Source organism: Streptomyces sp. UW30, from assembly GCF_008042075.1.
GTDB lineage: Bacteria > Actinomycetota > Actinomycetes > Streptomycetales > Streptomycetaceae > Streptomyces.
Window position 1 is genome coordinate 255839 of sequence record NZ_RDBN01000037.1, and the last position, 13249, is coordinate 269087.

The following is a 13249-nucleotide window of genomic DNA, read 5'->3' on the forward strand; positions in this document are numbered from 1 at the left end:
CGTCAATGTACTGACGGGTAGGGCTGTGGTGAACCCTTGTGCGCGCCCTTATTTACATTTCTGTCAGTAGGGGGACCCGGGGGCTCAGGACCTCACTGAAGCCCGTTGATGACGCGGCCGCTCTCCAGCGTGGCCTTCAGCTCGGCCTGGGCGCCCTGCTTCGCCCGCGCGGTCAGCAGGTGGTTCCGGGAGGTGCCGTGGACGCCGCCGGTCGCGGTGATCGACGCCGTGTCGTTCGTGCCGGCCACCAGCAGATACCAGCCGCCCGCCTTCGCCTTCCACAGCACCCCGGCCAGCACGTGCGGGTCGCGCGCCCCGCACGCCGGTACGTTCTGAGCCTTCGCCGCCAGCGCGCCGAGCGCCGTGCCCGGCGTGCGGAACTGCGCCAGCACCCGCTCGCCGCCACCCCGCCAGGTCTCGGCGCGGGTGCACACCCAGTCCGCCGCACCGGTGCCGTCGGGCAGCGGCTGCTGCGCGAACGACCAGGCGTTCACCGACCGCACGCCCGCGGAGCGCATCGCACCGAGCCAGCAGGAGTACGGCGCCCAGGTGTGCAGCGCCCGCGCCCCGGTCACGTCCCCGGTCGCCCCGGGACGGCCCGTGGTGAGCCGGGCCGGCACCAGTTCGGCGAGGTCGGTCAGCAGACGCGTACCCGTGCTGTCGGCCAGCTGAAGGACGTTCCACGACGAGCACGCGCCGGTCTGCTGGGTGATCGGACTCGCCATCGGTGAGGTCACCCCCGCCTGCACACCGAGATCCATCGCCCCGGCACCCGGCTTCAGCAGATCCCGCTCGGCCGCCTCCTTCACCCAGGGCGCCAGCAGATAGCGCACGTTGCCGTCGGCCCGGCTGAGCACCACCGCGCTCGCCTCCGCCCTGCCCGCGCCGTCGACCCGGGAGAAGTCCAGGGCGGCGCCGGCCGTGCCGTCCGTCGGCTCGGCGTAGCGCGCGATGCGCAGACCGTCGTAGAGGATCACCACGCGCGCGGTGTCGATCGTCCCCGCGTACAGCAGTTGCGGTGCGCCGGGCGGGCCGCCCGCCGGGGTGCCGGGCGTCGCCGAGACCGTGACCGTCTCGCCGGGGCGGGCCCACACGGCGAGGGCGCGGCGCAGCAGGGCCGAGTCGCCGGTGAGCTCGCCGCGCGCCGGCCACACGGAGAAGTCGGTGCGGGCGGAGGACTGCCAGGCCAGCGCGGGGACCTTGGTCAGCTGGGCGGGGTCGAGGGCGGCCTCGGCCGCCGGGTTCTGCGCGTACGAAGGGGCGGCGGGACCGTCGGGGGCCCAGCCCTCGCCGGGCAGTCCGAGCAGCGCCCCGCACACCAGGAGGGCGGCCCCGGCGACCAGCGCGGCCCGCAGATGCTGCCTGCGCCGCATCAGATCGGTGGGCCTGGCCTGGAGCGAGCAGGGGTCGAACTCGGGGGAGTCGAGCAGCGCGTACTGCCCCGGTACGGCGTCGGCCTCCTCCAGCGCGTCGTCCACGTCCTCGACGCCGGCCGCCGTCAGCGCCTCGCGTACGTCGCCGTCCGGGAGCTTCTCCAGGCCGCGCAGGACGTAGGCCGCCCGCGCCGGGCCGGACAGCGCCGACAGCCGCTGGTCCAGGGCGAGTTCGTCGGCGCCGCCCGACCGGGGGAAGAGGCGCAGGCCCCAGACCTGGGGCAGCAGGGGCGGCAGTTGGGAGCGCTTGGGCCAGGCCACGCGCTTGAGCGGCCGGCCCGCCTCCAGCGCCGTACGCAGGACACGCAGCCGCAGGAAGGCGTACCCGGGGTCGCTGTCCCGGCCGGTCGCCTGGGCCGGGATCACGGGCGTGGACGCCGTCCGGCCGCGGGGCAGTGCGCGCTGGGTGAGGGAGTGCGCGGTCACCACACGCCGGTTGCGGCCGAGGCTCGGCGGCAGCACCAGGTAGGCGAGCCGGACGAGACGCGGGTAGTGCTCGACGAGCGCGGCCTCGGCCCGCTCGACGTCGACGACCGGGTCGGCCGATTCGGGTGCGGGGCGCGGGGCGACATCCTGTGACTGCACGTTCAGCAGAACGAGCGAATGGCGGGTAGGTCACAACCAACGGTTCGGCAGCGCCGCCAAGGGGCGCGGGGAACTGCGCGACCAGCCACAACGCACCCGCAGACGCCGGACGACCGATCCCGGCAATTCCTACGGCGTATCAACCAGCGCCCGCGCATAATTCGCCATCGACCTCTGATACCGAGGCAGATGCGGCGCAAGCGCACCCAGCACCAGAGCCAGCCCCTCCCGGTCCCGCCCGAGGCTCGACAGGCACAGCGCCAGCGTCGCCCGCACCGCGTCGTCCAGCTCGTCGGACGGCGCGTCCAGCTCGGGCGTCAGCAGCTTGACGCCCTCCTCCGCCTGGCCGATGTTCCTGAGCGAGCTGGACAGCTGGATCTTGGCCCGCCGCCCCTTGTAGCCGCTCAGCCCCCGTGCGAGGGCCTCCCGGTACAGCGGCGCCGCCTTGTCCGAGTGACCCGTGGAGTCCCAGGCGCACGCCTGCTCGAACGGCCCGAGCGGGCTGTCGTCGGGCAGTTCGGCGACGAAGGCGTCGATGACGGCGCGGAAGTCGGCCGCCTCCGCCTCGGCGTAGGAGTCGAAGGTCGCCCATGCTGCGGTCACGCGGTCTTCCCAGTCCTGGTTCACCGGTCCACACTCGCACACCTGTGCCTGTGAGAGTCTCCATTTGAGCGCATCGCACGCCACAGCCGTATGGGGGAGGAGGGCTCCTGCCGGGGGGCTCTGTGCGGCATGGACCGGAGGAACAGATGACATTGACCCGACCGATGCTCGCGCTGACCGGCGCGGTGGCGGTGCTCGCGCTGGCCGGATGTGGCGCCGGCGGCGACAAGGCGGCCGACATGCCCGAGACGGCGACCGGCAGCCTGGAGCATCTTGCCTCCATGGCCAAGTGCGACCCGAACATGCAGACCGACGCCGACGAGATCCGTCAGGCCATCTGCAAGACCGGCAAGGACAAGTACGTCCTCGCCACCTTCGCCACCGACCGCGGCCAGGCCGAGTGGCTGAGCGGTGCGAAGGACTACGGCGGCTACTACCTGGTCGGCCGCAAATGGGTCGCCGTCGGCCAGCAGAAGACGGTCACCGCGCTCCAGAGCAAGCTGGGCGGAACCATGGAGGAAGGCTCCGCGCACATGAATCCCGGAGGCAGCCACAACAAGGGCGGCCACCACAGCTGATCGTGAACTGCGCACAAAAGAAAGCCGGCGGTGGGAATTCCCACCGCCGGCTTCCTACTGGGTGAGGACTACTGGCAGTCCTCGCCGCTGTTGATGCACTGGACCATCTCGTTCATCGTGTTCTCGTCGAAGAAGTTGATGAAGTCGTTGTGGTCGGTGATCGCCTTGTGCAGCTGGTCCGGGAAGGAGTCCACCGCGAAGGCGTTCTGGACCTGTCCGTTCTGGATCTGCGGGGCCTGGACGTCGTAGACCAGGCGGACCTGGAGCTGGGGGATCGCCTGGAAGCCGTTGGCGCAGGTGCCGTCGCCCTGGACGAACGCCACGTGCGTACGGTGGTTGGCGCTGTCGATGTTCTGACCGTCCCAGCAGCTCTGGAAGTTGGACGTCCGCACCACGGAGCTGCCCTCGGGGCAGATCGGGAGCTTGTCGTGCAACTGGACCTGGTCCTCGAAGCCGGTGCAGCTCCAGTTGGCGTTGGCGTTGTTGTTGCCGTTCACGAAGGACTTGGCGTCACCCGTGATGATGCGCAGGGCCTGCGGCATCGCGACGACATCGCTCGTCTTGTTGCCGACGAACCTCAACTGTGCCTCGCTGGCCTGGACGATCGTGCCGACGTTGCCGTCCTGACCGCCACCGGGGGCGTTCGCGTCGATGTCGTTCTGACCGTCCTGCACGCGCAGCACCGGCCAGAAGTACGACGACGCGTCACCCTGGTTCTGGCAGGTGGTGTCGCCGTTCGCCAGGTCCTGGTCGCTCGCGAAAGCGTTGTTGGCCTGGTTGCCGACGTAGTCGTGCTGGTGCTGCGCACCGTTGCTGACACCGGGAGCGACGATCACGTTGTCCGAGTTGCGGTTCTCGTTCTCGTTGGTACCGCAGTTCGTGGTGAAGCTACCGGTCGAACCGCTGTCCCCGTTCGCGGGGAGGCCGTTCGCGCCGACGCCCAGCTGTGCGTTGCCCTGGACCTGCGTGATGTCCACGAAGTCGTCCGCCGACGGACCGTTGCCGGCCTGCCCGCCGTTGCCGCCCTGGTCCTGTCCGCCGCCGTCCTGGCCGCCCTGGTCCTGACCGCCGTTGTTCTGGTCCTGACCGCCCTGGCCGCCCTGGTCCTGACCATCGTTGTTCTGGTCCTGACCGTCCTGGTTCTGGCCGCCGTCCTGCTGGCCGTCGTTGGTCTCGGGCTGCTCGGCCGGGACGCCCTGGCATTGGGCGAGCTGGTCGAGGTTCTGCGGTCGCTGGCCGCCGGCCCGGTTGATGTTGATGCCGATCCGGTCGAGCGTGGCCACGCGCTTGGACTTCAGCGGGCTCAGAATGGCGTTGTTGACGTAGTTGGCGTCCCCCGCCTGGGCCTGCCGCGTCTCGGCGAGACGCTTGTAGGCATCCGTGACCTGCCTGTCCAGCAGCGCCAGCTCCTTGGCGACACCCCTGCGCGCGCTCCTCGGCACCTTCGTCAGCTTCTGGCCGACATCAGGGCAGTTGATCGTCGCGACCCGGGCGTTCGCGGACTTCGTCTGGTTCCACCCAGAGTTGTCCTCGTGCGCCGAAGCATAGAAGTTGGCCCATACAAGCCCGCCCCCACCGAGCGCTAGGGCCGCCGATGCGGCTATGGCCTTGGTGGCCAGCGGCGTACGGCGTTTTCGAATGTTGCGTCCCATGGAACTCCTCTGACTTCCTTTTTCGGGGCATCGAGGCGCCCGACAGGAGTGAAGCGGCTCCCTTTCATACGCAGGGGGCCCCAGAGGTGTTCAGCCGCCCCGGAAATTGTTGAGAGATTCGTGAGAAGACTGTGTTCTCAACAGCCCCCGAAACACCAGGAGTTGTTGATCCCGTACGGCGGGTGAATGGGCAGGTCCGGTTTTACCGGCCATGGTCGAGATACGCGAGAACCGCCAGCACGCGACGGTTGTCGTCGTCCGACACCTCCAGGCCCAGTTTGGCGAAGATGTTGGCCGTATGTTTGGCGATGGCCCGTTCCGTGACGACGAGCCGTTCGGCGATCGCCGCGTTCGACCGCCCCTGCGCCATCAGCTCCAGCACCTCCGTCTCGCGGGGCGTGAGCCGGGCCAGCGGCTGGTCGTCGGCCGCGCGCCGGCTCAGCAGCTGCTGGATCACCTGCGGGTCCATCGCGGTCCCGCCCGCCGCGACCCGCCGTACGGAGTCCACGAACTGGTCCGCGTCGAAGACCCGGTCCTTCAGCAGATACCCCACCCCGCCGCTGCCGTCGGCGAGCAACTCCCGTGCGTACAGCTGCTCCACGTGCTGCGAGAGCACCAGCACCGGCAGCCCGGGCTTCCTGCGCCGGGCCTCCAGCGCGCACTGCAGGCCCTCGTCGGTGTTGGTCGGCGGCAGGCGTACGTCGACGACGGCGACGTCCGGGTCCAGCTCGGCCAGCGCGCGGGACAGCTCGGGGCCGGTCTCGACGGCCGCCGCGATCTCGAAGTCATAGGCCTGAAGGAGCCGGACGAGCCCGTCGCGCAGCAGGAACAGGTCTTCGGCTAGGACAACGCGCAAGGAATCTCCATGGTGACCATGGTGGGGCCGCCCGCGGGCGAGCTGACGGCCAGGACGCCGTCGAATGTACCCAGTCGCCGCTCGATCCCGGCCAGTCCCGAGCCGGCTCCGATCACCGCGCCGCCCCGGCCGTTGTCGGTGACGGTGATGCGCAGCCTTCCCTCGGTGTGGTGCAGGTCGATCCAGATCCGGTCGGCGCCCGCGTGCTTGACGGCGTTGGTGAGCACCTCGCTGACCGCGAAGTACGCCGCCGACTCCACGGGCGCCTCAGCCCGCCCGGTCAGCTCCACGTTCACCTCGGTCGTCACCGGCAGCCGCAGCGCCAACGCCCTTACGGCGTCGCCCAGTCCGCGCTCGGCGAGGACGGGCGGGTGGATGCCGCGCACCAGGTCGCGCAGCTCCGAGAGCGCGTCGGCGGAGGAGCGGCGGGCCTGCGCCACGAGCTGCTTGGCCTTCGCCGGGTCCTTGTCGAGCAGCATCTCGATGGTGCCGAGGTCCATGCCCATCGCCACCAGCCGCGCCTGCGCCCCGTCGTGCAGATCCCGCTCGATACGGCGCAGTTCGGCGGCCGAGGTGTCCACGGCGTCCCTCCGCGTTTCCGTCAACACCCGCACCCGCTCGGCCAGTTCACCCTGGTTGGAGCCGAGGACGGCCCCGGTCAGCCGGAAGTGGACCTGGAGGAGGGGTGTGGTGAGGAAGTGCGCGAAGAAGAGGATGACGACGCCCAGGGCGGCCGCGCCGAGCGCGGAGGCCTGGCCGGTGACCGGCACGAAGCCGTACCAGTAGGTGCCGCCGCCCGCGTCCGAGAAGACCCGCCACAGCCCCGCCGCGATCGCGAACCCCTCCAGCGGATAGAAGAGCAGCACCGCCGGCAGCAGCGCCGTGATGAACCCCGCCGTCATGTCGACGGGCAGCCACCGCAGGTCCCGCCAGGTCGCCGGGTCGCGCAGCATCCCGAAGGTGCGCGTCCATGGATTGGCGTCCTTCGGCAACGGCCGGTAGGCGGGCGGGATCCGCACCCCGCCCCACTCGGCCGCGAGGACCCGCCGCCAGTCGGCGAACGTCCGCACCCCCGTCAGCACCCACGGCGTCGTGACGATGCCGACGCCGATCGGTATGAGCGCGAGGGACACGAGGGACAGCACGAGACAGAGGACGGACCCCGGCAGGGAGATCAGAGCCAACGCCAGTCCCCGTACGGCCGCCAGACCCATGCCCCGCGCCCTCGCCCGTCCGCCGCCGCTCTTCGTGTCGATGCTCATGGCGTCAGTCTGGCCGAGGGCGGGAGGAGAGGTCACGGGGCCGAGCCCCCGGATCAGGAGGTGGTGCCAGATACACCCCCCTGGGCTGCCAGCACCTTCGCCTCCACCTCAGGGTCGAGGCCCTTCGAGGTCCGGTCCGGCCGCATGGGCGCAGCGCCGCCGATGTCCTGGAGCCACCGCCAGGTGTCGGCGACGGTCTCCTCGACGGGCCGGCAGCGCAGCCCGGTCGCGAGTGCCCGGGACACGTCCGCGCTGTGCAGGGCGTCGTGCATGTCGCTGCCCGACGGCACCCACACCGGCAGCTGCGTCCACGGCTCGATGCCCGCGTCCAGGATCACCTCGGGCTCGGTCCACCGGAGTTCGGCCGCGGAGCCGGTGGTCCGTACGCAGGCGTCGAGCAGGGTGCCCATGGTGGCGAGCCCCTGCGGCCCGACCAGGGTGTACGGCCCGCTGAGCTCCCGCTCCACGGCACCGAGGATCCACTGCGCGAGGTCACGGACATCGATGTACTGAAGCGGCAGGTCCCGTGGCCCCGGCGCCAGCACCGGCCCCCCACGCGCCATCCGGCCCAGCCACCAGGGCAGCCTGCCGACATTCTCGTACGGCCCGAGGATCAGCCCCGCCCGCACGAGCACCGAGTGCTCCGCCCCGAAGGCTTCTACGGCGGCCAGCTCGCCGCCCCGCTTGTCGCGTGCATAGTCGGTCTGCTCCGCGCCGGCCTCGGCGCCCTCGACCAGCGGCGCTTCCTCGGTGTACCCGGCGGGCGGCGCCCACTCGTACACCGAGCAACTCGACACATACACATACCGCCCGGCGTGGCCCCGCAGCAGCCGCGCCGAGTCCAGCACCGCGCGGGGCGCCGCCGACCAGGTGTCCACGACGGCGTCCCACTCACCCGCCTCCAGGGCGGCGAGCCCGTCGGGCGACGTGCGGTCCCCGTGCAGCGACCGCACCCCGGCCGGGGCCTCGTGCCGCCCCCGATGGAAGACGGTCACGTCCCAGCCCCGCCCGAGGGCCGCCTCCACGACGGCCCGCCCCACGAACTCCGTACCACCCAGCATCAGAAGCCTCATGCCGACGACTCTGCACGGTGCGGGTGAGGGACGGAACAGGACTCTGCCGTCAGCAGAAGGTTTTCAACGGGTGAGGTCAGCGCCCGGCCGGCGGGGCGTACTTGTACCCCACCCGGCGCACCGTCCGGATGGTGTCCCGGTGCTCGGCGCCCAGCTTGCGGCGCAGCCGGGCGATGTGGACGTCGACGGTACGGCCGTCCCCCACATGCCCGTAGCCCCACACCGTGGTGACCAGCTGGTCGCGGGAGTGCACGCGGTGGGGGTTGGCCACCAGGTGGGCGAGCAGCTCGAACTCCAGGTAGGTGAGGTCGAGTTCACGCCCTTCGACCGCGGCGGTGCGCCGCACGGAGTCGACGCGGACGAGCGGGTCGTCGTCAGTCTCGACGGCCGCAGCGACCGGCGGCTGCCGGTCGGCCGGGACGAGCACCAGGTAGCCGATCATGGGCGGCTGCCCCGGCAGGGCGGGCAGGGAGTGCTGGGGAGCGGGAAGCCAGGTGGCGCCCGGCGGCAGGAGGTCCGCGACGTCGATCACCTCGTCCCGGTCCACGGCGCGCAGATGATGCCGTGCGCCGTTGGACGAAGGAGAGTTGAGCGTGGCGGCGGGGGAGAGAGAACGAGTGGTCGCCATGAGAGGTCAGCTCTTTCGCGCGAGAGGTCCGTCGTGGGAGAGGAACGTCGTTCGCGCTGGCCGAAGGCCGGGGTGACGGCTTTAGAGGGCCCGCGCGTTCACTGCGCGGCAACACACCCGGTCGAAGTCGTGGTGCTGACGGGAAGGCCAGAAGGGCTCGAGGTCATGGCGACCTGTCGCGGCGTACTTCTGGATGCTGGCCATGCCCCCATTGAAGCAGACACCCGCCCGGGAGGGGACCCTTCGTCTCATCCCTCCAGCCGTTTTTCCCAGGTCAACGGTGTGACGGTGATCGCTCTCCCCGCAGACCCGTCCCACTGTGTGGACAGCCCGGCGGCACCGAGCGCGGCGACGACCTCGCGGCCGACGGCGGCGGTGGTCTCGGCCAGGCCGTCGTACCCGCCGTACAGCAGCGTCAGGCCATGCCCCGCGGCCGCGCTCTCGGTGCACTGGCTGTGGAAGTACACGAAGCCGTGGTCCCCCTCGGCGCGCTCGGCGGCGATCTCGGCGGTGCCGCAGGAGCGGCAGCAGGCGAAGTTCTCCCGAGCCGTGACCCCCCGCGCGCCGAGCACCTCGAACGCACCCGTGAGCCGCTCGGGATCGGTCACCCCCTGCCATGCCTTCTGCTCGTCGAGCCGCTCCCGCCACAGCCGGTCGACCAGCTCCCGGGCCTGCGCGCCCGAGACGGGCCGTTGGTCGCCCTCGACCAGATACTCCTCGGCGGCCTCGGTGAGCATCGCCCGGTCGTCGTACCCGCACCGCAGCAGCACGCGCACGCGCTCCTCCACCTCCTCGCGGACCTCGCGGGGAAGTTCGGGCACCTCCTGCGGCGGATCCACCTCGACCGGCGTCCACTCGAACCCGGCGTCCCAGCCGGGCCGCTGCCGAGCCCACCCCACGAGCGCCTCGGCCACCGCCCCGGCGTCCGCGACCGCCGTGCCGAGGAACCGCTCGCGGCTCTCGCGGTGCTCCAGTTGGTAGTCCCCGCCCCGCTCGTGCCACACCTGGGCGAACACGTCCGGCACGTCCGGTATCCGCTGCACCACCAGCCAGCGGTCCCCGCTGTCCCCGAGCCGCCGCACCAGCTCCCGAAGCCGCCCCTCGGAAGGCCGCGCCCACCTCTCGCCGTACTCCGTCTCGACCTTGACGGCCGGCGCCTCGTCGCTCTCCATGCCCCCACGATGGCAGCCGCCACTGACAACGCGGCAGGCGCACGGCGAAGGGGGCGCCCACCGCGACGGTGGACGCCCCCTTCAAGGAGCCCTGGGCGGATCAGACCTGGCCGGCCTTCTCCAGCGCGGAGCAGCAGGTGTCGACGAGCAGCCGCGTCACGACGTACGGGTCGACGTTGGCGTTCGGACGGCGGTCCTCGATGTAGCCCTTGCCGTCCTTCTCGACCTGCCACGGGATACGCACCGAGGCGCCGCGGTTGGAGACGCCGTAGGAGTACTCGTTCCACGGGGCGGTCTCGTGCAGACCGGTCAGGCGGTCGTCGATGCCGGCGCCGTAGTTCTTGACGTGGTCGAGCGGCTTGGAGCCCTCGCCGAGCGACTCGCACGCGGTGATGATCGCGTCGTAGCCCTCGCGCATCGCCTTCGTGGAGAAGTTGGTGTGCGCGCCGGCGCCGTTCCAGTCGCCCTTGACCGGCTTCGGGTCGAGGGTGGCGGCCACGCCGAAGTCCTCGGCGGTGCGGTAGAGCAGCCAGCGGGCGACCCACATGTGGTCGGAGACCTCCAGCGGGGAGACCGGGCCGACCTGGAACTCCCACTGACCGGGCATGACCTCGGCGTTGATGCCGGAGATGGCGAGACCCGCCGCGAGGCAGTTGTCCAGGTGCGCCTCGACGACCTCGCGGCCGAAGATCTCGTCGGCGCCGACACCGCAGTAGTAGCCGCCCTGCGGGGCCGGGAAGCCGCCCTTGGGGAAGCCGAGCGGGTAGCCGTCCTGGAAGAACGTGTACTCCTGCTCGATACCGAAGATCGGCTCCTGGGCGGCGAACTTCTCGGCGACCTCGGTGAGCGCGGCACGGGTGTTGGACTCGTGCGGCGTCATGTCGATGTTGAGGACCTCGCACAGGACGAGGACGTCGTCGCCACCGCGGATCGGGTCGGGACAGGTGAAGACCGGCTTGAGGACACGGTCCGAGGCGTGGCCCTCGGCCTGGTTCGTGGAGGACCCGTCGAAGCCCCAGATCGGCAGCGCGTCCAGACCGGCGGGCTCACCCGTCATGATCTTCGTCTTGGAACGCAGCTTGGCCGTCGGCTCGGTGCCGTCGATCCAGATGTACTCAGCCTTGAAGGTCACGGGCCACATCCTTCGGGGGTGGGTCTAGGCGCACTTGCGGGTGCTGCGGCGCTGCGGCACGTCAGGCGCCGCGATTCATGCCCGCGAGCCTGTCAACAGGCGATTTCCCGGTCATTGCTCCCATGTGAACCCCGTGTTACCTGGTGTTCGTGTAACGCGACTCACGTGGTGAGCACCTACGCACGCGGGCCCTGCCACTCGRGGCCGCGAGTGGCAGGGCCCATGACACGTACGAGGTTGATGCCCCGAACCTCACCCCACCTTCTCGATCACCGCACGCCGGATCAGGAACTTGCCGGGCTCGCGAACCTGCTCGAAGGCCGCGTTGTTGAGCAGCGCACAGCTGCCGGAGACCGAGGTGACCTCGACCGTCGTGGACTTGTTGTTGTCCAGGTTGGTGACCTTCAGCTTGGTGCCGGCCGGGAACTGGTTGCTGGACGCGGCCGGAGCCCCGCCCTCGCCGGACAGCGTGACGGTGGACCCGTTGCACACCTGCTGCCCGGAGGCCGCGCCGCCACCGCCGGCGTTCCCCGCGTTGCCGGCGTTCCCCGCGTTCTCGTTGCCCGCGTTTCCGGCCCCCGTGTTTCCGGCACCCGCCGCGGGAGCGCTCGGCTGTGCGGCTTGGGAGTCCTGAGCCGACTCCCCAGCGGCACAACCGGACGCTTCCTGCTGGACCTTGATCTGCTGGATCACGGCCTCACGGTTGGCGATCCGCGCCTCGGACTGCGCATCGGGATTGGCCCGCTGTCCCTCGATGAACCGCTGGTTGTTACCGAGAGCGGTGGCCAGCCCCTGGCAGACGGTCGAGTCCGCGGCGGACTTGACCGTCGGCGTCTGCGAGGCGTTCGAGGTGCTCGCCATGACGAAGGCACCGCCGCCCGCCACCGTCGCCGCACTGACCAGCAGGGCGAGCTTCTTCTTCGTGCTGAGAGTTCTCCTACGCGACATGCGCGCCTCCTGGGGGGTAGGGGAGCGTACGCCGCTATGTACGAGATGCCGAACGGTGTTACTCAGCGGTTGCGGGAGTCACTGAAGTAACGTGCGTCACACTGCATCTGATGGGCTCTCAGCTCTTGCGGGACAGGGCGTCCTGCACCGCCTCGTCCGTGCGCCCGACGACGGCGCTGCCGTCGTCCGCGGTGATGATCGGCCGCTGGATCAGCTTCGGGTGCTCGGCCAGCGCCTTCACCCACCGGTCCCGTGAACTGTCGTCCCGCGCCCACTCCTTGAGCCCGAGCTCCTTGGCGACGGCCTCCTGGGTCCGGGTGATGTCCCACGGTTCCAGCCCCAGCCGGACGAGCACCTCCCGGATCTCGTCCTCGCTCGGGACGTCCTCCAGGTAGCGGCGGACGGTGTAGTCGGCGCCCTCGGCGTCGAGCAGTGTGAGGGCACTACGGCACTTGGAACAGGCCGGATTGATCCAGATCTCCATACGGCCCACGGTATCCCGCACCCCCCGGGGCCCTCCGTCGCCCGGGCCCCTGTCGTGCCTCGCCGACGCGTCGCCACAGCGGTCGTGTTCGAATTCTCCGCTGCCTCTCACGTACCTGCCGGATCCGGTGTGACACGGTGACAGTTTCGTTGCTGACCTGGGGATTTCAGAGCCTTCTCAGGTTCCCCGGATGTCGGTGGCGGGCACTAAACTGTAAGCAGTGTTCGAGAGCGTCGCCGGGGCATCCGGCCGGCGCTCTGACCGCGACAGGAGGATGCCTGTGCCCGCTGCCGCACTGAAGCCGAAGCCGACCCGCAAGCCGTTGTCCACCCAGTCCACCGCGAAGCACCCGGTGCTGCTCGACCTGCCGTACGCGCCGGTGGAGAAGCGGCCGCTGCCGCCGGGCCGCCCGCGCGAGTGGTACATCACCCACAACCGCCGCCTCAAGGCCATGCGCCTGGCGATAGCGCTCCTCGACCTGGGCGTCTACATGCCGAACCAGGCGCGCAACGAGACGATCAGGAGCGCCGCGGAGACGATCGGCGTCCATCCGCCGTCGGAGACGACGTGCCACATGGTCCGGGCGTTCATGAGGTATTCGAGGTAGGCCCGGCCGTCGGGGAGGCGGACGGGGGTCACCTCGTCCGCCTCCTCGGGCTGCGCTCCGTCGTCGAGCGCGCCCGGCGTCCGCGTGGCCCCACCGACAACTTCCCTCACTTCGACAGCTCTTTCTCCACCGGCGTCCGGAACCGAGGCGTCACCCGGGCCGTTGTCAGTGGGGTCCGGGAGGATGCGGGCAGTGGTGTGCGTACGGTCGCCGGGGTGGGCGTCGGGCCCGCCGCG

General features: G+C 70.7%; 13 protein-coding genes. 2 read left to right on the forward strand and 11 right to left on the reverse strand.

The window, feature by feature from the left end; all coding sequences use genetic code 11:
• Positions 1-92: 92 nt before the first annotated feature.
• Positions 93-2018, reverse strand: a complete 1926-nt coding sequence (locus EAO75_RS19700) for a hypothetical protein (protein WP_147996395.1) — start codon at positions 2016-2018, stop codon at positions 93-95.
• 129 nt (positions 2019-2147) lie between these two features.
• Positions 2148-2663 (reverse strand): tetratricopeptide repeat protein, encoded by a 516-nt coding sequence (locus EAO75_RS19705; protein WP_147996396.1) that lies wholly within the window; start codon positions 2661-2663, stop codon positions 2148-2150.
• A 104-nt stretch (positions 2664-2767) separates the two neighbouring features.
• On the opposite strand from EAO75_RS19705, the gene EAO75_RS19710 reads away from it, so the two are divergent.
• Positions 2768-3199 carry a hypothetical protein gene (locus EAO75_RS19710; RefSeq protein WP_147996397.1) on the forward strand — a complete coding sequence of 144 codons (432 nt, stop codon included), beginning with the start codon at positions 2768-2770 and terminating at the stop codon, positions 3197-3199.
• 68 nt (positions 3200-3267) lie between these two features.
• Here the strand turns inward: EAO75_RS19710 and EAO75_RS19715 are convergent, their stop codons facing one another.
• The 9 genes from EAO75_RS19715 to EAO75_RS19755 all read right to left on the reverse strand — a co-directional run bounded on the left by EAO75_RS19715 (position 3268) and on the right by EAO75_RS19755 (position 12406).
• The gene (locus EAO75_RS19715) at positions 3268-4851 is read right to left on the reverse strand and encodes a DUF1996 domain-containing protein (RefSeq protein WP_147996398.1); all 1584 of its coding nucleotides are present in this window, start codon (positions 4849-4851) and stop codon (positions 3268-3270) included.
• Between the two features lie 202 nt (positions 4852-5053).
• Entirely contained in the window at positions 5054-5707 is a 654-nt protein-coding gene (locus EAO75_RS19720) for a LuxR C-terminal-related transcriptional regulator (protein ID WP_147996399.1), read from the reverse strand.
• Positions 5692-6969, reverse strand: coding sequence for a sensor histidine kinase (locus tag EAO75_RS19725; RefSeq protein ID WP_147996400.1), 1278 nt, complete (start codon positions 6967-6969; stop codon positions 5692-5694). The genes EAO75_RS19720 and EAO75_RS19725 overlap by 16 nt, the downstream gene beginning before the upstream one ends.
• A gap of 53 nt (positions 6970-7022) precedes the next feature.
• The gene (locus EAO75_RS19730; protein ID WP_147996401.1) at positions 7023-8042 is read right to left on the reverse strand and encodes an SDR family oxidoreductase; all 1020 of its coding nucleotides are present in this window, start codon (positions 8040-8042) and stop codon (positions 7023-7025) included.
• 76 nt (positions 8043-8118) lie between these two features.
• Positions 8119-8670, reverse strand: a complete 552-nt coding sequence (locus EAO75_RS19735) for a winged helix-turn-helix domain-containing protein (protein ID WP_147996402.1) — start codon at positions 8668-8670, stop codon at positions 8119-8121.
• A gap of 248 nt (positions 8671-8918) precedes the next feature.
• The gene (locus EAO75_RS19740) at positions 8919-9842 is read right to left on the reverse strand and encodes a DUF6891 domain-containing protein (protein WP_147996403.1); all 924 of its coding nucleotides are present in this window, start codon (positions 9840-9842) and stop codon (positions 8919-8921) included.
• Positions 9843-9942: 100 nt separating this feature from the next.
• A complete protein-coding gene (gene glnII, locus EAO75_RS19745) occupies positions 9943-10974 on the reverse strand; it encodes a glutamine synthetase (RefSeq protein ID WP_147996404.1) in 1032 nt (343 codons plus the stop codon).
• Positions 10975-11226: 252 nt separating this feature from the next.
• Complete coding sequence (locus EAO75_RS19750) at positions 11227-11922, reverse strand: hypothetical protein (RefSeq protein WP_147996405.1); 696 nt, start codon at positions 11920-11922, stop codon at positions 11227-11229.
• Positions 11923-12040: 118 nt separating this feature from the next.
• Positions 12041-12406, reverse strand: coding sequence for an arsenate reductase family protein (locus EAO75_RS19755; RefSeq protein WP_187284519.1), 366 nt, complete (start codon positions 12404-12406; stop codon positions 12041-12043).
• 280 nt (positions 12407-12686) lie between these two features.
• Between EAO75_RS19755 and EAO75_RS19760 the strand changes: the two genes are divergently transcribed.
• Positions 12687-13013 (forward strand): hypothetical protein, encoded by a 327-nt coding sequence (locus tag EAO75_RS19760; protein ID WP_147996406.1) that lies wholly within the window; start codon positions 12687-12689, stop codon positions 13011-13013.
• Positions 13014-13249: the final 236 nt, after the last annotated feature.